Raw genomic sequence first — 19,577 nt, 5'->3', positions numbered from 1 at the left:
ACGACTACAGACCTTAATCATAAAGTTATTGATAGCTTGCTCAGGAGAAGTCTTATGGCTGATGTAGCAAAAGCTGAGAAAACCCCCACTGATGATAAGTTTGACGATTCAAAAGTTGAAGAGCCAACGCAACTACTTGATGACGTGGAAGATGAAGACGTATTTGTTAAAGAAGAAGTCACTAAAAACTTCGACGCCACTCAGTTATACCTAGGCGAAATTGGCTTTTCCCCTCTATTAAGTGCCGAAGAAGAAGTTTTTTTTGCACGAAAATCGCTTAAAGGCTGTGAAGCTTCCCGTAAACGCATGATTGAAAGTAACTTACGCTTGGTTGTGAAAATTGCGCGCAGGTATAACAATCGTGGGCTTGCTCTACTCGATTTAATTGAAGAAGGTAACTTAGGACTCATTAGAGCGGTTGAAAAGTTTGATCCTGAACGTGGTTTTCGATTTTCTACTTATGCTACATGGTGGATACGTCAAACCATTGAGCGGGCGATAATGAATCAAACGCGTACGATTCGTTTGCCTATTCATGTAGTTAAGGAGCTTAACGTTTATTTACGTACAGCACGTGAGCTAACGCAAAAGCTTGATCATGAGCCTACCGCAGAAGAAATTGCAGAAAGCTTAGATAGACCGGTTGAAGACGTCACCAAAATGCTACGCCTAAATGAAAAAATAGCCTCTGTAGATATGCCCATTGGTAGCGAGAATGACAGTGCATTATTAGATGTGATAGCTGATGAAAAAAATGTAGGCCCTGAAGGTGAAGTACAAAACAACGATATGAATACGCATATTATTGACTGGTTAGGTGAATTAAACCCTAAGCAACGCGAAGTACTTGCACGTCGGTTTGGTTTACTAGGCTATGAACCCTCAACCCTTGAAGATGTTGGCCGTGAAATAGGCTTAACCCGTGAGCGAGTTCGCCAAATACAGGTTGAAGCGCTGCGCCGCTTAAAAGATATTTTGCAACAAGAAGGCTTAAGTACCGAAAGCTTATTTGAACAATTTGCTTAATCTAATCTAAACACACAGAGAAATGAATACAGCCCGGCTTTTTAAGCCGGGCTGTTTGCGTTTAAAGCAGTGCTTTTAATTTATAAAGCAGTTCATGCGCCTGACGCGGTGATAGGTTATCAGGGTCTATTGCGCTCATTTGTTGCTCAAGCTCACTAGGCTGAATTATTTGCGGTTCACTATCAAACGGTAAAACCTGTTGCTCTGTAGTGACTGTGGTGACACTTTGATGGTTTTCAAGCAAGCTTAGCTTTTGTTTAGCTTGGGCAATAACTGCTTTAGGCACCCCGGCCAGTGCCGCTACTTGCAAACCAAAGCTCTTACTCGCTGCGCCATCTAATACCGTATGCATAAAGGCAATGGTATCGTTGTGTTCGATGGCATCTAGGTGCACATTAACCAGCCCAGGCGTTTGCTCTGCAAGTTCTGTAAGTTCAAAGTAATGGGTTGCAAACAGGGTTTTAGCCGCTATTATTGAAGCGAGGTGATCAGCCGTCGCGTACGCCAGTGATAAACCATCGTAAGTACTGGTTCCTCGGCCTATTTCATCCATAAGCACCAATGATTGCGCGGTGGCATTATTTAAAATAGCCGCGGTTTCGGTCATTTCAACCATGAAGGTTGAACGCCCAGATGCTAAGTCGTCACTGGCGCCAATACGGGTAAATATTCTATCTATATTACCAATTTTAGCGCTATCGGCAGGAACGAAACAGCCAATATGTGCCATAAGCACAATAAGCGCAGTTTGGCGCATGTAGGTTGATTTACCGCCCATGTTAGGGCCGGTAATAATCAACATTTTACGCTGGTTATTGAGCTCCACAGGGTTGGCAATAAACGGGTCTTTCATTACCTGCTCTACCACAGGGTGGCGGCCTTGTTTAATGCTGATATTATCGTTATCGCAAAGCTCAGGCTTGGCATAATTAAGTGTTTGAGCACGCTCTGCCAAGTTATTTAGTACATCTAAATCGGCAATCACCGAAGCCATTATTTGTAGCTGCTCAATATGCGGAGCTATAAATTCAAATAACTGTTCGTACAATTGTTTTTCAAGAGCCAGCGCTTTTGATTGACTGCCGAGGACTTTGTCTTCGTGTTCTTTTAGTTCTGGGATTATATAGCGTTCGTTATTTTTTAATGTTTGACGACGAATGTAATCTGCAGGCACTAAGTGCGAGTTGGCGCGGCTCACTTCAATAAAAAAGCCATGCACTCGGTTATAACCAATTTTAAGTGTACTAATACCGGTGCGTTCACGTTCGCGCAGCTCTAGCTGTTCAAGCACATCGGTGGCACCTTGGCTTAAATTACGCCACTCATCGAGTTCGCTGTTATACCCTGGCGCAATAACACCGCCATCACGAATTAACACTGGCGGATTATCAATGACAGCACGTTCAAGTAATGCTTGTAGCTCAGGAAGCTCTTTAGAATGCGTAATTATATGTGAAATACGTGTATCAGTTGCATCGTTTAATAAGCTATGCAGCGGTGCTAATGCTTGAAGCGCACTGCGAAGCCGTGTTAAATCGCGTGGGCGAGCGGTATGTAATGCCAAGCGAGCAATTACACGTTCTATATCACCAATCTCTTTGAGCGCGTCATGCAGTTCACCACATAATTGTGCATCTAAAATGGCAGTAATAGCATTAAGTCGTGAGTTGAGTTCATCTTTATTACGAATAGGAGTATGAATGCGACGTTTAAGTAATCGCGAGCCCATCGCCGTTGCTGTTTTATCAAGCACTTGGGCTAAGGTGTTTTCAAAGCCGCCGGATAAATTAACCGTTAACTCAAGGTTTTTACGGGTTGGCGCATCCAAAATAACCGCGTGTTCGTTATGCTCAAGAGTGATTGCGCGGATGTGCGGTAATGCAATACGTTGGGTATCTTTTACGTACTGCATTAAACAGCCTGCTGCCACCAAGGCGCTATGTGCTTTGTCGACGCCAAATCCCACTAAATCTTTGGTCCCAAACTGCTCGCACAGTAAGTGTTGCGCGGTATCAAGGTCAAACTCCCAATCAGGGCGACGTCTTGCCCCTTTAATGTGTTCAATTAAGTGGATATTTTCAAAGTGTTCGCTATACAGTAATTCAGCAGGCGCTAAGCGTTGTAGCGTTGAGCTAAATGCTTCATCAGTGTTTACTTCAACAACATTAAAGCGTCCTGAGTTGATATCAAGATACGCAATACCGTATTGGCCTTTTTTATTTTGCCAGACACTGGTTAAAAGGTTGTCTTGGCGTTCTTGCAGTAAGGCTTCGTCAGAAATGGTACCCGGGGTGACAATACGTACTACCTTGCGCTCAACAGGACCTTTGCTGGTGGCTGGGTCGCCCACTTGCTCACAAATAGCCACCGACTCGCCCATTTGTACCAAGCGGGCTAAATAGTTTTCTACTGCATGATAAGGCACGCCCGCCATAGGAATAGGATCGCCACCGGCTTTGCCGCGATGTGTTTGTGAAATATCAAGCAATTGCGCGGCGCGTTTTGCGTCGTCAAAAAAGAGTTCGTAAAAATCCCCCATCCGATAAAACAATAAAATATCGCGATGCTCTGATTTTATTTTTAGATACTGCTGCATCATAGGGGTTTGTTGTTTTATAGTGTGCGGTGCATAAAGATCAAACGACATGTATTTACCCAAAGGCTGAATATGGAATTACATCAAGAGATTAAGACACTTGCTGCGCAATTAGGCGCTATTTTAACGGATAAACGCTTATGGATCACTACCGCTGAATCATGTACTGGTGGTGGAGTGAGTTATTCGCTTACCGATACCCCCGGAAGCTCTGCATATATTGACCGCGCATTTGTCACTTATAGCAATAACGCAAAGCATGAATTGCTCAATGTGAAGCGTGATACCCTCGAGGAATTTGGCGCGGTGAGCGAACAAACAGTCATTGAGATGGCAGCAGGTGCATGTAAGGCGGCTAATGCTGATATTGGCATTGCTATTTCAGGAATTGCAGGTCCCGGTGGTGCCACTGAGGGCAAACCGGTAGGGCTTGTGTGGTTTGGGCTACAAATTAACGGTAAACACTGGACGTTTGAGCAAGTATTTGATGGAGATAGGGCGCAAGTTAGGCTGCAAGTTATTGTATTTTCATTGAAAAGTATAATAGAGAAGATAAAATAATAAAATTAGCTTGATACTGTGATTTCATACAGTATACTTGTCTGCATTAGCTGGATTTGGAGAGTAAAATGAACGATAACAAACAAAAAGCATTGGACGCAGCTTTATCACAAATTGAACGTCAATTTGGTAAAGGCTCAATTATGAAATTGGGTGATAACAAGGCGTTAAACATTGACGCTGTATCAACAGGCTCGCTAGGTATTGATATTGCTTTAGGCATAGGCGGCTTACCAATGGGGCGTATTGTTGAAGTATATGGCCCAGAGTCATCAGGTAAAACAACGCTAACATTGCAAGTTATCGCTGAAGCTCAAAAAGAAGGTAAAACGTGTGCCTTTGTTGATGCTGAGCATGCTCTTGATCCAATTTATGCACAAAAACTAGGCGTTAACATTGATGAGTTACTGGTATCTCAACCAGATACGGGTGAGCAAGCACTGGAAATTTGTGACATGTTAGTGCGTTCAAGCGCGGTTGATGTGGTTATTGTCGATTCGGTTGCAGCATTAACGCCAAAAGCTGAAATTGAAGGCGACATGGGTGATTCACACATGGGCTTACAAGCACGTTTAATGTCACAAGCATTACGTAAGCTGACTGGTAACATTAAGCGCTCAAACACGCTATGTATTTTCATTAACCAAATCCGTATGAAAATTGGTGTAATGTTTGGTAACCCTGAAACAACAACCGGTGGTAACGCCCTGAAATTTTACGCCTCTGTACGTATTGATATTCGTCGTATTGGTTCGGTAAAAGAAGGCGACGAGGTTGTTGGTAATGAAACGCGCGTTAAAATTGTTAAAAACAAAGTTGCACCGCCGTTTAAACAAGCTGAATTTATCATTATGTATGGTGAAGGTATTTCTAAGCAGGGTGAGCTGATTGATTTAGGTGTTAAGCACAAACTTGTTGAAAAAGCAGGTGCTTGGTATAGCTACAATGGCAACAAAGTTGGCCAAGGTAAGTCTAATTCGATTAAGTTCCTTAAAGAAAACCCTGAAATTGCAGATGAAATTGAAGGTAAACTGCGTGAAATGCTATTGCTAAAAGCAACAGTTGAGCCAGAAGATGGCGAAGACGTATTAGGTGACGAAGGCGACCTTTAAGCCAATTAGTTTTAAAAGCTTGATTTGACCCGAGCTTAAAAAAAGCGCTAACCAATTAGGTTAGCGCTTTTTTATTGCTTGCTATAAATTGACTTAAGCTCTGTTCATGAGAGCCCAGTACTCAGGTTTATAGCTGCCAGTTAACTGACAGTGAGTAGTTACGCGGTGCACCGTAGTAACCTTGAGCCCAATAGAGGCTGTTTATGTATTTTTCATCAGTGCTGTTATTAACATTGAAGGTAACACCGACGTTTTGAGTGATTTCGTAGGTGGCCATTAAATCTAGTAAGCCATAAGCACCTTGTTTTGTAGTAACCAATGCGTTGCCTGCTGGATCTTTTACTTGCACGCGGCTAATAGAGTCTTGCCAGCGGTAATTAGCACCTAAGGTTAAACCATCAATAAATGGCACCTGATAAGTGGCAGCCATTTTTAATTGGTTTTCTGGGGTGTAGTCTTTAACAAGTTCGTCACCATCAATACTTAAATTACTAAAGCTGATACTGGCACTTAAATCATCAGTTAAGCGACCGCTTAGCTCAATTTCGAATCCATCGCTATTGATACCATCTGCAGCATAATAACGCGTATCGCTAGGAAGAGAGTTTGGAAGTGCAACAGCAAGTCCATCTTGCTTGGCATCAAAGTAGGCGAGTGTAACAAATACTTGCTCACCTAAAAGCTGTGCTTTTAGGCCAACCTCAGTACTTTTGCCAATTACAGGAGCCAGTTGTTCAGCGTTAATGTCTAACTCTTTTTGTGGCACAAACGTTTCGGTGTAGCTAGCATACGCAGATAACGACTCGGTAAAATCGTACACTGTGCCAATATAAGGAATTAATTCTGAGTCATCACGGGTTTGTACTACATCATAAGCAATACCTTTAGTTTCCCAATCGGTATAGCGTACTCCAGCTAAAATACTCAGTGGTTCAGCTAATTTGATGCGGGTTGAAATATAAGCCGACCTTTGTGTGTTTTGTACATCACTGCCATTAGGTCTATCAACCAATGTCGCTTCTGGAATAACACCATCCCAACTTGCTAAATCAGGCATACCTGGAAAACCATTACCTGTAGTGTAGTCATAAAGCGATTGGTCATTAAAGTCCATGTTTGCTTGGCTGATGCCGAATGATAAGTCGTGCTCTAGCGAAAATAGCTCAAACTTACCGCTGGCATATAAATCATACAAATCTTGTGTGTCTTTGTAATCATAACGACTCGCATAGCCCGTTAAACCTAAACCAGTTTCTTTATCTGGTGTGCCATACACATAAAACAACTCTGAATTTTGTTCATTTTTTATGTGGGCATAACGCGCTTTAGCGACCCAAGTCGCTGATAAGTTTTGCTCAAGTGTTACATAAACACGTTCAGCGCTATTATCCCAATACGACCAATCTGCAGCTGTGCTAGTTGAGTCATCATAGTTAGTTGCTGAGCCATCAGTGTAATAAAGTGGTAACGCGCCCCATAAAGGACTGTCGGCATCTTTTTGTTCGTTTACGTAGTTAATGCTCAGTAGTGTATCGTCAGTCAGCTTACCCTCATAGGCAAGGTAGGCAACGGTTTTATCGGTTTCGTAACGGTCTAGGTATGACTCTTTATCTTGCTTAGTAAATACAGCACGAACAGCGTGTTCATCGTTAATCGGTGTGGAAACATCAATATCTACACGTTTATTATTCCATGATCCATAAGAAGCGGATGCATGAGCTTGCGTGGTGTAGGTTGGTTTTTTTAGCACCATATTAACAGTAGCCGATGGGTTACCTGCACCGGTCATCATGCCGTTGGCACCACGCACTATTTCAACGCGATCGTAAATTGCCGTATCAAGTGTACCTTGAATTGAACCTGAACTTTGCGGCGTGCCTAAACCATCAATTAAAAAGTTAGTTATTTCAAAACCACGGGCTTTAAAGTAAGTACGATCGGTTTCTATTTGTTCCACTGTTACGCCTGGGGTGCTTTCTAATACCGCATTAATATCATCAAGTGAAAAGTCATCCATCAACGCACGTGAGACAACAGAAATTGACTGTGGAGTTTCTTTAATTGTTAAACCTAGCTTAGTCGCTGACTGTGCTTCTTCGGTAATATAATTTTTATGATGTTGCCCATAAACGGCAATTTTTTCTAGAGGTAGGTCGTCTTGCGTGTCGTTAGCAATAGCATGCCCAGATAAAACCAGTGAAGTAAGTAGACTCAGTTTAAATGCAGAGTTTTTATGTTTGTACAGCATCTTGTTTCCCATAAGATAAAATGTGGGTGTAATTTAATCTAAATGAGAGTGATTTGCAATTGCGTTAAGTCGGTATTTTACACATCTTTGATATTTTTTAAATAAAGTGTGTGGTTGTAGTTAACCTGAGCGCTAGTTAAAAACCAAAAAAAGCGGCCGAAGCCGCTTAGGAAGTAAATCAGTACTTTAATCAGTAAAGAAATTAAAATGCATATTTAACAGAGAACTGTAAGCGATCCATATCGCCATCTACGCCACTTTCAAGCTCACGTTCTGCATGTTTTAATTCAGCACCAAAGGTTAAGCGTTTAACCGGTGAGTACAGAATATTTGCGCTGTAGCTTTGGCTTGATTCTGTCGGATCACCTGAGAATGAAAGTAAGTCTGTATTGTTATCTGCAGAGAAAAACGAATATAGGAATGTAGAGCGCCATTGGCTGTTCCACTTATGTTGATAAGCAATAAAACCTGATGTTGAATCAATGGCATCTAAATCATCACCGTTGAGTACTGCACCACGTGCTACGTTTAGACCAACATAACGGCCTAACCCTTTACCTTGAGTAAGCATAAATTTAAGGTTGTCTTCACCTAGTTTAACCATACCTGATGCACTGACACCAAAAGAAGTTTCATCGGCATCAACACCGCCTACTTTATAAGTTAATTGACGAGCGAGTGCAGCAACTACAAAGTTACCCCAGTCAGCATTGTGGGTATAGCGTGCAGTAAAATCAGGTAATGAGGCATCATCCGTCACTGCCATGCCACCACCAGGTGTTGTAATTGTACTTTCTGGGTTTTCTAAAGAGAAAGACCATGCGCCCGTAGTGTATTTAATTTGAGATTGACGAACAAAGACGGTGCCTTCAGCTGGGCCAACAAAATCAAGCGCTTCTGGTAATGCACCGACGTTTTGAAAGTTTGACCATGTTTGACCAAATAACCAGCCATCATAAGAAATAAAGGCATGGCGAATACGCGGAGAATATGAATTGGACACACGCTCGTTGCCGCCAGGAGCAGACGCTAAAAAGTCTAACTCAATTTTAGTTTTAACCGTTTTGCCATTATCTAAAAGTGTAGACGTACCAAAGTTAAAGCGAGATTCACGTGCGTGCATATCAAATACAGCATCTGAGTTATTATCGCTGCCAACGGTTAATGTACTTGGTACATAAAAGTCACGGCCAACACTGGTGCCTGCAGGCGCACCTGCTGAGTAGTCACTCCACATTGCGTCGAGTTTAATGTATCCACCGTAGGTGAATTCGGTATCACCTATTTTTGCAGCTGTTGCGGCATAAGCTGTGCTAGAAAGTGCACAAAGTACAGCTGTAGCTGCCAGTGTTTTAATTGGAGTAAGTTTCATTGTTGCGTCCTTTTATAGGCTACTTGTTGTATGTTTTTTCTAACGTGTGTTACTTATATAGTACTAACAAATTGAATTTACATAGTTTTAATTTAATTTGTAAGTAAATAAGGATTGTTAATAAACAGTCAATACTTTTAAATATTTAAGCTACTGTTGTATATGTACACAATTTACTCAATCAACTATTAGTCTATTAGACTAAGGTTTAATAAATATGAGTTGTTCATATTCTTTGCTTTAATAATGTGTATTTTTATGTATATCAAGTGTAACTAAGGGGATTATAGATAAGATAATAGCTGTTTGAACCTAGATACAACTAATGTCTAATATTTAATAGTGCACCGCTGAGTAATCCTTGATGAAAAGCCTAAGGCAAGTAATATAAATTGGAGACTAATATGTCACAAAGTATCTACCCAGTTCCTGCGCATATTAAAAACGCAGCGCTCGTCGATAATGAAAAATATAATACGATGTATAAACAGTCTGTAGAAGACCCTGAAGGGTTTTGGGCTGAGCACGGTAAGCGTCTTGACTGGTTTACTCCTTATTCAAAAGTAAAAAATACTTCATTTGATAAAGGCCATATTAATATCAAATGGTATGAAGATGGCTACCTTAATGCATCTTACAACTGTATCGACCGCCACTTAAAAACAAAAGCAGATAAAGTAGCGCTTATTTGGGAAGGCGATGATCCTTCGCAAAGTGAAAATATTACCTACCAACAACTACATGACGAAGTCGCTAAATTTGCCAATGGCTTAAAAAAATTGGGTGTAAAAAAAGGTGACCGTGTTGCCATTTATATGCCAATGAGCCCACAAGCTATTTATGCAATGCAAGCTTGTGCCCGTATAGGTGCGATTCATTCAGTTATATTCGGTGGCTTTTCACCATCTGCTATTGCAGATCGTATTAATGATTCAGGCGCTAAGGTGGTGATCACATCAGATGAAGGTCGACGCGCGGGTAACTGTGTACCGCTTAAAGCCAATGTAGATGAAGCGGTGTTACAAGATTCGGTAACTACCGTTGAGCATGTAGTTGTTCATAAACTGACCTCTGGCGATGTTGATTGGCATAGCCATGATATTTGGTGGCATGACTTAGTTGCTGATGAAGCACCCGAGTGTGAGCCTGAGCGCATGAACGCTGAAGACCCGCTATTTATTCTGTATACCTCGGGTTCTACAGGTCAGCCTAAAGGTGTGGTACATACCACTGGTGGTTATTTAGTGTATTCATCAATGACTCATGAATATGTTTTTGACTTACAAGAAGATGATATTTTTTGGTGTAGTGCCGATGTGGGCTGGATCACAGGTCACAGTTATATTGCTTATGGCCCGCTTGTTAATGGGTGTACGCAAGTCGTATTCGAAGGTGTGCCAACTTACCCAACAGCAGGGCGTATGGGTGAAGTTGTTGATAAACATAACGTTACTATTTTATACACCGCACCTACTGCTATCCGAGCGCTTATGGCCAAAGGAGATGAGCCAATTGCCAGTTCAAACCGAGATAGCCTGCGTATTTTAGGTTCAGTAGGTGAGCCAATTAACCCCGAAGCGTGGACGTGGTACTACGAAAAAATTGGTAAATCTAACTGCCCAATCGTTGATACCTGGTGGCAAACTGAAACTGGCGGCATTATGATTGCGCCTCTTCCAGGTGCAACCGATATGAAACCAGGCTCTGCAACTCGTCCATTCTTTGGTATTGCACCGGCGTTATTTGATGCTGAGGGTAATACATTAGAGGGCGCTGTTGAAGGAAACCTAGTTATTTTAGATAGCTGGCCTTCGCAAGCACGAACTGTTTATGGCGATCACGAGCGCTTTGAGCAAACTTATTTTAGTGCCTACCCGGGTGTTTACTTCACCGGTGACGGTTGTCGTCGTGATAAAGACGGAGATTACTGGATCACAGGGCGTGTGGATGATGTGCTTAATGTATCTGGACACCGTTTAGGTACTGCTGAAATTGAAAGTGCCTTAGTTGCTCATGAAGCCGTAGCTGAAGCTGCAGTTGTCGGTTACCCGCACGATATTAAAGGCCAAGGTATATATGTTTACATTACACCTAACGAGGGTGTAACGGTGAGTGATGAGCTAACAAAAGAGATCCGTAATTGGGTACGTAAAGAGCTGAGCCCTATTGCATCACCCGATATGATCCAATGGTCGCCAGGGTTACCAAAAACTCGCTCAGGCAAAATTATGCGTCGTATTTTACGTAAAATTGCTGCAAATGAGTATCAACAGCTTGGTGATACGTCGACACTCGCCGATCCGTCAGTCGTTGATGAGCTAGTAGAAAATCGATTAAATCGTTAATTTCGCGTTAAAAGCTTGATTAGAAGTTGATTCTAAACGTAGTATATCGGCTGTTGTCTATCGGATAGCAGCCGAATTTTTGGGAGTGAACAATGAGTCAGTTTTTAATAGCGGACGATCATCCGTTATTTCGCGAAGCATTAAAGGGCGCTTTGAGCGCAAAATTTGCAGGTTTAGAGGTTTTTGAATCGGCCGATTTTGATAGCACATTGAAAGTGTTAAGCGAACAAGAAGATCTTGATATATTACTACTAGATTTACACATGCCAGGTAACGGTGACTTATACGGATTAATCCGTATTCGTGAAGATTATCCGAGCTTACCGATTGCGGTGGTTTCGGGGAGTGAAGATGTAAATATTGTTTCTAAGGTAATGGGTTATGGCGCTATGGGGTTTATTCCCAAATCATCTTCATCGGATGATATTGCTAATGCAATAAACCAAATACTTGAAGGCGACACTTGGCTGCCAACTGAACTAAAAAGTAAGGTAGCTGAAATAGAAGGCGAAGATAGGGAAATTGCCGCACAAGTTGCATCACTTACTCCACAGCAATACCGTGTATTGCAATATTTGCACGAAGGCCTACTGAATAAACAAATAGCTTACGAACTGCATATTTCAGAAGCCACCGTCAAAGCACACATAACTGCCATATTTAGAAAACTCGGTGTTTATAACCGAACTCAAGCTGTTTTAATTGCTGCAAAATTACAACTAGAACCCATAGAGCAAGTTTAAACAGGTTAAATTAGAGGCGAGAGCCTCTTTTTTGCAACTCAAGCACGCGAAACCATTCAGTTACTATGACATAACAAGTCATTCATCTTTATTACATGACCTGCTGGGTAAATAATGCTAGGTTACGGGCATTTTGTAATTAAGAGAGCATGGTATGTCAGACTCAATAGACTCACCAAACACATCCCAAGATGAAAATCAGGTCGCAAAGAACGGCTGGTTTAATCGATTTTTAGCCACTGTAGAATTTTTAGGGAACATGCTTCCCCACCCAATTACGTTATTTGCATTGTTTTGTATTGCCATTATTTTATTTAGTGGTGTTGCCGATTGGTTTGGACTCAGCGCTATCGATCCACGGCCTGAGGGCTCTGCTGGGCGCGATCCAGATGGTGTTATTGAAGTAGTAAGCTTACTCAGTGCAGAAGGCTTACAACGTATTGTAACGGGGCTGGTGACCAACTTTACTAGCTTTGCGCCATTAGGGACGGTATTAGTTGCGCTATTAGGTGTGAGTGTAGCTGAGCATTCAGGGCTATTATCTGCCGCTATGCGTGGCATGGTAATGGGGGCATCAAAACGCTTAGTGACCTTTATGGTGGTGTTTGCCGCTATATTATCAAATACAGCTTCTGAGCTTGGCTATGTGGTATTGATTCCGCTAGCGGCAATGATATTTCATAGCTTAGGTCGTCATCCGCTTGCCGGTCTTGCTGCGGCATTTGCTGGGGTATCTGGTGGTTACAGTGCTAATTTATTATTGGGTACTATCGATCCGTTACTAGCCGGTATTACCACACCAGCTGCACAAATGATTGACCCAACTTACCAAGTAGGCGCAGAAGCAAACTGGTATTTCATGATGATATCGGTATTTTTAATTGCCATATTAGGCACGCTAGTTACTGAGAAAATTGTAGAGCCGCGATTAGGCAAATATAACCCAGACGAAGCCAGTGAAGATTTAGCTCAAAACAACATTGCCGGTTTAACTGACAAAGAAAAGTCGGGCTTAAAATGGGCTGGATTCTCATTACTTTTTGTTTCATTACTACTCGCGTGGACGGTTGTACCCGCAGACGGTATTTTACGTAACCCAGAAACAGGCCTAGTTGCTCACTCGCCGTTTTTAAAAGGGATTGTGGTTTTTATTTTTGTCACCTTTGGTATTCCAGGTTTTGTTTATGGCCGCGTTGTTGGCACCATGAAAAATGATAAAGACGTGATTAACGCCATGAGCAAAAGTATGAGCTCTATGGGAATGTACATTGTATTAGTTTTTTTTGCTGCGCAGTTTGTGGCATTTTTTAAGTGGACTAACTTAGGTACTATTTTAGCCATTAATGGCGCTGCATTATTACAGGCACTTAGCCTAACGGGGCCGGAAGTATTTGTGTTGTTTATTTTAATGTGTGCTTTAGTGAACTTAACGCTAGGCTCATCGTCAGCGCAGTGGGCAGTAACAGCCCCTATTTTTGTTCCTATGCTGATGCTTATAGGTTATGCCCCCGAGACAATTCAAGCAGCTTATCGTATTGGTGATTCGGTAACTAACTTAATTACCCCGATGATGAGTTACTTTGGCTTGATCCTCGCGGTTGCCACTAAATACAAAAAAGACATGGGAATAGGTACTTTGGTAGCGACTATGTTGCCATATAGTATTATTTTCTTTGTTGGTTGGGTGGTGCTGTTTTACTTATGGGTATTTGTTTTAGGTATGCCAGTAGGTCCTGGAGCACCAACGTATTACACACCCTAACTAAGTAAGGTTTAATATTTACTTATAAAAAATGCCAGCTTATTAGCTGGCATTTTTATTTAAAAGTAAAAATTATGAAAATACGACGGTTTTATTGCCATTAATAAATAGCTTATGTTCTGATGCTAGTTGCAATGCTTTACAAAACACTGTTTTTTCCACGTCTTTACCCATTTTAGCCATCATTTCAGCCGTATTAGCATGGGTTACACTCGATACGTCTTGTAAAATAATAGGGCCTTCATCTAGCTCATTATTTACAAAGTGAGCCGTGGCACCAATAATTTTTACACCGCGCTCAAACGCCTGATGATAAGGTTTAGCACCAATAAAAGCCGGTAAAAATGAGTGATGAATATTGATGATTTTACCCTCAAATCGACCAACAAACTCAGGGCTTAAAATACGCATGTATTTAGCTAATCCAATAATGTCAGGGTTATAGCTGGCAATTAAGTCACCGACTTTTTCGTCGTGCTCACTGCGCGTAAGTCCTTCATGAGAAACCACATGAAAAGGAATATCAAATCCCTTAACCAAAGGTTCTAATGTAGGATAATTGGCAATCACGGCAAGTATCTCTATGTTTAGGGTTTGTTCAAATTGCTTTAACAACATGCCGCCTAAACAGTGGGCTTCTTTTGTGGCTAATAATACGACTTTGGTTTTTTCTTCACCGTGTAGCGCCACTTTTGCACCTGCGGGTAATACTTCGCGCAGCTGTGCTAAAAACTCAGTGTGGGGTTCGCCAGTGAGTTCAGTGCGCATAAAAAAGCGCTGTGCATCTTTATCTACAAACTCGTTATTACGAATAATGTTTAAGTTATGTCGGTGACACAGCCCGGTAATTTTGGCGATTAAGCCAATATCATCGGCGCATTGGGTGGTTAGTATGTAACTCATTTTCCTCATTCTTACCCAGTAGTTAGTTGCTTCATTATTTGCGTTTTAACTCAGAAAGCAAGACCTTTGTGTGATGCCCAATATTTAATTTCATTAAAGCTAAAATAGCGTTAGTCAGGTTAATTTAGCTTTAAGGAAGTTTAACAAGCTGTGTACTGGCTATTTGAAAGGCTAAATTGTTTTTGGTTCTTTATTACTGCTTATATACTATCGTCTAGTTATAAAGTGTTTTTTAGTGTGTTTTACTATTGTAAGAGTGTATTAGATTGCTAAACGATCTCGTTTGTGCTTAATTTGTATACAGGTATGCGTTGTATAGTAATGCAAACAATGAAATTTTTTAGCTAACGGGCTACAAAATAAAAAGAGCTTGATGGCTTGTAATGTTAATTGGAGAAATAATGGGTAATTTAAGCTTAAAAAACAAATTGCTACTGTTGGCTGTTTTACCATTAATTGTATTGCTAATCAGTTTTATGGCGGGTTCATATTATTTAGAGAAGCAAAATCAGCAGCAATACTTTAATGAATTCAAAACCAAACTAATAGCAGATAAACAAACGCTGCTAAAAACAGAAATTGAAATTGGTTCTCAAATAGTGCAATACCAATTAGCACAAGGTAATGAACAAGACGCAAAAAATGCGCTAAGGGATTTAAAATTTGGCGAAGATGGCTATTATTTTATTTACGATACCGATGGCGTGAGTGTTTTTCATGCATTGTTAGGCGATGCAATTGAAGGGCAAAATAAAATAGACATGACCGACCCAAACGGTAAAAAAATAGTGGTTGGTTTACTAGAGCAAGCTCGTAAAGGGGGTGGGTCTTTTACCTATCACTTTCAAAAACCCAACACGACGGGTTTGATTGAAAAAATAGGGTATGCAGCCATGATCCCAGGTACTAACTGGATGATTGGTACGGGTACTTATATGGATGACATTGAGGCTGAACTAGTTAAATACCAAGCAACCATGGCTGAGCATTTAACTGAAAAAATGACCACCTTATTTTTAATATCACTTCTGCTACTTGGTTTAGCAGCCGTGGGTGCCTTATATGCAGCGAGTAATATGGTTAAACCAATACATCGAATGGTACAAAGTTTAGATGACATAGCCAAAGGTGAAGGTGATTTAACCAGAAGATTAGTGATTGACACCCATGATGAAATTGGTCAACTAGGTGAATCGTTTAATCTGTTTGTTAGTAAGCTGCATAGTATTATTTCGGGCGTGGTCGATGTGACGAGCGATGTTAAAACGGCCTCATCAGATATCAATACGCAAACCTTATTAATTGAAGATAAATTATTGAAACATAACCATGAAACTGAACTAGTAGTCACCGCTATTACTGAAATGTCAGCAACCTCGCATGAAGTGGCACAAAATACCACACAAGTTGCGGTATCAACGCAGGCAGCAACAAAAGAAGTGGCCAATGCGCAAGATTGTGTGGATGTTTCACTCAGTGAAGTTTCAAACTTAATGGGCGAAATTAACCAAGCCGCTGAGCAAGTAAACTCGTTAAGTGAACAGTCTAAAAAGATTAATAGCGTGTTGAGTGTTATTGGGGGTATTGCTGAGCAAACGAACTTACTGGCATTAAACGCCGCTATTGAGGCTGCACGAGCGGGTGAGCAAGGTCGTGGTTTTGCCGTTGTAGCTGATGAAGTAAGAAGCTTAGCAAGCCGTACTCAAGATAGCACATTAGAAATTAATGAAATGCTTAGCGAATTACATAACTTAGTCACTGCGGCTGTAGGAGCCATGCAAGCGAGTCAACAAAGCTGTAACCGCTCTGTAGAGTCTTCACGCGCTATATCTGAAAGTTTAGGTGCGGTTACTACATCGGTAACAACAATTAACGATATGAGTACACAAATTGCCACCGCAGCTACTGAGCAAAGTAGCGTTACAGAAGAGATAAACCGTAACGTGTATGCAATTCAAGAAATTGTGAATGAATTAACGCAATCGAGTAAAACGACTTCTTCGGTAAGTCAGCACTTAGCGGGACGAGGTCAAAACTTAGGTGATTTAGTTGGTCAGTTTAAAATATAAATAACACTTAGCTATTAATTGCTTTTGGAAGCCGTGACTTATTTAGTTACGGCTTTTTTTTGCTTTATTTTTAGCTAAAGCGCAATAGTTTATAGCCTGCTACATCCATAAATATTTAACAGCACAGCGATTTTTTAATATTTTTATTAGCGACTAATGTACACTATAAGGGTCTGTTGACCTTTTTGGATTGAAACATGTTCAACCTCGAAAGATAAACAGATCCTAGCTAATCTCATTAATAAGTACTTACTTATTACAGTAAATTTATAGTGAAACGACTATTTTAGGGTTTTTAAATGATAGAGTATCCGGTTGATCAGTTACCACAACTCATAAATGACTTATTGCAGTGTGATACCACTGAGCGCAAAAATAAATTACTTATAGATGCTCAGCAAACTTTATCAACTGAGCACTTATCTTTATTGTTTGAGGCGATCCCTAAAGAGCAGCGTCTTGAAATTTGGCATTTATTAGATGAAGACACGCAGCACGAAATTTTTGTTAATTTAAGTGAAGATAGCTGTTTATGGTTACTACAAACACTAGATGACAGTGCCGGATTTAAATTATTAGACGAAGTAAATGTTGAAGAGCTACTTGAGTTAGAAGAAGTTATTCCACAACGTTTTATTGATTACGCTAAAAAACAACTCGATGAAGCACAAACTAAGCAATACGAACTGGCTCAGCAATATACGCCAGAGCAATTAGGTCACTGGATTGGGTTTGATTTTTTAAAGGTGTCAGACAAACTCACTGCGGGTGGCGCTAAAAAGCTGCTACACAAAGGCTTACCGCAATACAGCGAAGTTATTTATTTGGTGAGCCGTAAAGGTAGCTTAATCGGTGAAGTTGCGGTTAATGATCTGATAAAAGCGCATGATAACGAGAGTTTAATGACGTTAGCTAATCATGACTTTACCTCATTGCACGCAGACCATGATTTATATGAAGCCGCTGAAGTGGTTATTCATAGCGAGAAAATGGCCATGCCAGTGGTTAATGCCGATAACAAATTAATAGGGCGTTTAACCATTGCATCAGCTTATGAATTACGTCAAGAAATAGCCGACGAAGCCACAGCAAAGGCCGGTGGTTTACGAGAAGACGAGGACTTATTTGCCAGTGTTCGTAAAAGTGCTAAAAACCGTGGTATTTGGTTAGGTATCAACTTAGCAACGGCATTTTTAGCCTCGTGGTTTATCGGTTTGTTTGGCGCAACTATAGAGCAAGTGGTTGCACTTGCGGTATTAATGCCTGTAGTGGCGTCAATGGGCGGTATTGCCGGTAGCCAAACCTTAACGGTTATTGTACGAGGACTGGCTCTGGGTCAGGTTACTGACTCAAACCGAAACGCATTACTTAAAAAAGAGTTGCGAGTAGGGGCGGTAAATGGCTTGGTGTGGGCATTAGTGATTGGTTTGCTAACCTTTGTATGGTTTAACGATATTATGCTCAGTATAACCATTACTGTGGCAATATTACTTAACTTAGTGGCAGCATCGTTGGCGGGCGTAGTGATCCCCTCTATTTTAGATAAAATGAAAATTGACCCTGCGTTGTCGGGTTCAGTGATTTTAACCACAGTCACTGATATTGTCGGCTTTGTGACCTTTTTAGGGTTAGGTAGTTTGTTATTACTGTAATTTTTATATAAAGATTAATCTCTTATCTACAGCATTTAAAATTAATCTAAACGCCAGTAAAGTAACTCAATTTAGTGGCTTTTAGGGTAGATATAGCGCCATGGAATGGCCTTTAATTTAAACTTTAAACAACAGTACTTATTTTATTTCTACCTTCGGTTTTTGCGCGGTACAAAGCCGTGTCTGCGGCGTACAACAGCGCCTCGTAGGTACGGTATTGACTATTGTGCTCACAGGCAATCCCTTGGCTCACACTAACTTTAACCTCTGGTGGCAGGCCTATATCTGTAAATGTCATCGCATTAATTTGTTGTTGTACATGCTTGGCAACAATCGTTGCACTTTTTATATCGCAACGCGGTAAAATAATAGCAAACTCCTCACCGCCATATCTCGCTGCCAAACACTCTCTTGACGGGATACAATGCAAAAGCATTTTTGCAATTTTTTGTAAGCATTTATCACCTTTAATATGCCCATAGGTGTCGTTGAATTTTTTAAAGTGATCTACATCAATCAATATGCTGGTTAGAGGTTGTTGGCTTTGAATACTTTCTTGCCAGTATTTTTTTAGTGACTCATCTAAAGCTAAACGATTAGCGAGCCCAGTTAAGTGATCGGTTGAAGCTTGTATTTTTAAACGGTTGTACATCGCTTTATGCGTACTGAGATCATGAAGTATGCAAACGTATAATTTTTGCGCCGATGCAATACTTTTTGGCATACTAGATATTGATAAGTCTGCTTCAATAATATCACCATTCGCTTTATTTATTTTTATTTCATTTGGGCCAAAGCTAAGGGAAGTATCTTTAATGTCTATCCAATTTAATAACGTCTGTTTATATTTATCAAGGTCTGCACCGTGTAAAAACGACAGTAAATTTTCGCCTATTAGAGATTGCTGAGAGTAACCTAATAGCTGTGCTGCTTTTGGGTTTGCAAACTCAAAACCACCGTGCTCATTAAGTACAAAAATGCCTTCGGCGGTGCCGTTAAATAATTCAATTAAAGCGCCAAATTGGGTATGAGAAAAAGGACTCGATAAAGCGCAATCGAAGGGGAGTGCTTTATCGTTTTTAACCGCTGGAGTCTCTTTTTTATTAATTTGTTTAGACACGTTTTAGCCTTAGCATGATACAGACGTTTTTGATGTCTACAAATTTACATAAAAAAGTGCAATTAAAC

13 protein-coding genes are annotated in these 19,577 nt (G+C 40.8%); 8 read left to right on the top strand and 5 right to left on the bottom strand.

The features are described 5' to 3' along the window. Positions 1–54 precede the first annotated feature (54 nt). Complete coding sequence (gene rpoS / locus KK487_RS11800; RefSeq protein ID WP_033102888.1) at positions 55–1,026, top strand: RNA polymerase sigma factor RpoS; 972 nt, start codon at positions 55–57, stop codon at positions 1,024–1,026. Positions 1,027–1,087: 61 nt separating this feature from the next. On the opposite strand, the gene mutS is transcribed toward rpoS, so the two are convergent. Continuing rightward, positions 1,088–3,673, bottom strand: a complete 2,586-nt coding sequence (gene mutS / locus KK487_RS11795) for a DNA mismatch repair protein MutS (protein ID WP_215521770.1) — start codon at positions 3,671–3,673, stop codon at positions 1,088–1,090. A 21-nt stretch (positions 3,674–3,694) separates the two neighbouring features. On the opposite strand from mutS, the gene KK487_RS11790 reads away from it, so the two are divergent. Together KK487_RS11790 and recA are read left to right on the top strand one after the other, a co-directional pair. Further along, a complete protein-coding gene (locus KK487_RS11790) occupies positions 3,695–4,183 on the top strand; it encodes a CinA family protein (protein ID WP_215521769.1) in 489 nt (162 codons plus the stop codon). A gap of 68 nt (positions 4,184–4,251) precedes the next feature. Next, positions 4,252–5,295: a recombinase RecA gene (gene recA / locus KK487_RS11785; RefSeq protein ID WP_013465663.1), complete on the top strand. Its 1,044-nt coding sequence runs from the start codon at positions 4,252–4,254 to the stop codon at positions 5,293–5,295. A gap of 127 nt (positions 5,296–5,422) precedes the next feature. Here recA and KK487_RS11780 read toward each other — a convergent pair whose 3' ends face one another. Both KK487_RS11780 and KK487_RS11775 read right to left on the bottom strand, forming a co-directional pair. Beyond that, positions 5,423–7,543 (bottom strand): TonB-dependent siderophore receptor, encoded by a 2,121-nt coding sequence (locus tag KK487_RS11780; protein WP_197487245.1) that lies wholly within the window; start codon positions 7,541–7,543, stop codon positions 5,423–5,425. Between the two features lie 202 nt (positions 7,544–7,745). Further along, entirely contained in the window at positions 7,746–8,915 is a 1,170-nt protein-coding gene (locus KK487_RS11775) for a DcaP family trimeric outer membrane transporter (RefSeq protein ID WP_013465661.1), read from the bottom strand. 404 nt (positions 8,916–9,319) lie between these two features. Here KK487_RS11775 and acs point away from each other — a divergent pair, with 404 nt between their 5' ends. From acs to KK487_RS11760, 3 genes are all read left to right on the top strand, one after another. After that, positions 9,320–11,260 carry an acetate--CoA ligase gene (acs, locus tag KK487_RS11770; protein ID WP_215521768.1) on the top strand — a complete coding sequence of 647 codons (1,941 nt, stop codon included), beginning with the start codon at positions 9,320–9,322 and terminating at the stop codon, positions 11,258–11,260. A gap of 92 nt (positions 11,261–11,352) precedes the next feature. Continuing rightward, on the top strand, positions 11,353–12,003 hold the full coding sequence (locus KK487_RS11765; protein ID WP_013465659.1) for a response regulator transcription factor: 651 nt from the start codon (positions 11,353–11,355) through the stop codon (positions 12,001–12,003). Positions 12,004–12,157: 154 nt separating this feature from the next. After that, positions 12,158–13,765, top strand: coding sequence for an AbgT family transporter (locus tag KK487_RS11760; RefSeq protein WP_016899668.1), 1,608 nt, complete (start codon positions 12,158–12,160; stop codon positions 13,763–13,765). A gap of 72 nt (positions 13,766–13,837) precedes the next feature. On the opposite strand, the gene purU is transcribed toward KK487_RS11760, so the two are convergent. Beyond that, complete coding sequence (purU, locus tag KK487_RS11755; protein ID WP_013465657.1) at positions 13,838–14,668, bottom strand: formyltetrahydrofolate deformylase; 831 nt, start codon at positions 14,666–14,668, stop codon at positions 13,838–13,840. A 401-nt stretch (positions 14,669–15,069) separates the two neighbouring features. Here purU and KK487_RS11750 point away from each other — a divergent pair, with 401 nt between their 5' ends. Then, positions 15,070–16,737: a methyl-accepting chemotaxis protein gene (locus tag KK487_RS11750; RefSeq protein ID WP_024602336.1), complete on the top strand. Its 1,668-nt coding sequence runs from the start codon at positions 15,070–15,072 to the stop codon at positions 16,735–16,737. A 299-nt stretch (positions 16,738–17,036) separates the two neighbouring features. Beyond that, positions 17,037–18,389, top strand: a complete 1,353-nt coding sequence (locus KK487_RS11745) for a magnesium transporter (protein ID WP_013465655.1) — start codon at positions 17,037–17,039, stop codon at positions 18,387–18,389. Between the two features lie 124 nt (positions 18,390–18,513). On the opposite strand, the gene KK487_RS11740 is transcribed toward KK487_RS11745, so the two are convergent. Further along, entirely contained in the window at positions 18,514–19,509 is a 996-nt protein-coding gene (locus KK487_RS11740; RefSeq protein WP_024602337.1) for a sensor domain-containing diguanylate cyclase, read from the bottom strand. Positions 19,510–19,577 lie beyond the last annotated feature (68 nt).

This window comes from Pseudoalteromonas sp. SiA1 (assembly GCF_018732205.1).
In the GTDB taxonomy this organism is placed as follows: Bacteria; Pseudomonadota; Gammaproteobacteria; order Enterobacterales; family Alteromonadaceae; genus Pseudoalteromonas; species Pseudoalteromonas tetraodonis.
The sequence above is the reverse complement of the archived record's forward strand: the minus strand, read 5'-3'. Positions and strand labels throughout refer to the sequence as shown.

Excerpts from the sequence above, each read along its gene's own strand:
- rpoS (WP_033102888.1), top strand. The coding sequence starts at position 55 with ATGGCTGATGTAGCAAAAGCTGAGAAAACCCCCACTGATGATAAGTTT.
- mutS (WP_215521770.1), bottom strand. The coding sequence starts at position 3,673 with ATGTCGTTTGATCTTTATGCACCGCACACTATAAAACAACAAACCCCT.
- KK487_RS11790 (WP_215521769.1), top strand. The coding sequence starts at position 3,695 with ATGGAATTACATCAAGAGATTAAGACACTTGCTGCGCAATTAGGCGCT.
- recA (WP_013465663.1), top strand. The coding sequence starts at position 4,252 with ATGAACGATAACAAACAAAAAGCATTGGACGCAGCTTTATCACAAATT.
- KK487_RS11780 (WP_197487245.1), bottom strand. The coding sequence starts at position 7,543 with ATGCTGTACAAACATAAAAACTCTGCATTTAAACTGAGTCTACTTACT.
- KK487_RS11775 (WP_013465661.1), bottom strand. The coding sequence starts at position 8,915 with ATGAAACTTACTCCAATTAAAACACTGGCAGCTACAGCTGTACTTTGT.
- acs (WP_215521768.1), top strand. The coding sequence starts at position 9,320 with ATGTCACAAAGTATCTACCCAGTTCCTGCGCATATTAAAAACGCAGCG.
- KK487_RS11765 (WP_013465659.1), top strand. The coding sequence starts at position 11,353 with ATGAGTCAGTTTTTAATAGCGGACGATCATCCGTTATTTCGCGAAGCA.
- KK487_RS11760 (WP_016899668.1), top strand. The coding sequence starts at position 12,158 with ATGTCAGACTCAATAGACTCACCAAACACATCCCAAGATGAAAATCAG.
- purU (WP_013465657.1), bottom strand. The coding sequence starts at position 14,668 with ATGAGTTACATACTAACCACCCAATGCGCCGATGATATTGGCTTAATC.
- KK487_RS11750 (WP_024602336.1), top strand. The coding sequence starts at position 15,070 with ATGGGTAATTTAAGCTTAAAAAACAAATTGCTACTGTTGGCTGTTTTA.
- KK487_RS11745 (WP_013465655.1), top strand. The coding sequence starts at position 17,037 with ATGATAGAGTATCCGGTTGATCAGTTACCACAACTCATAAATGACTTA.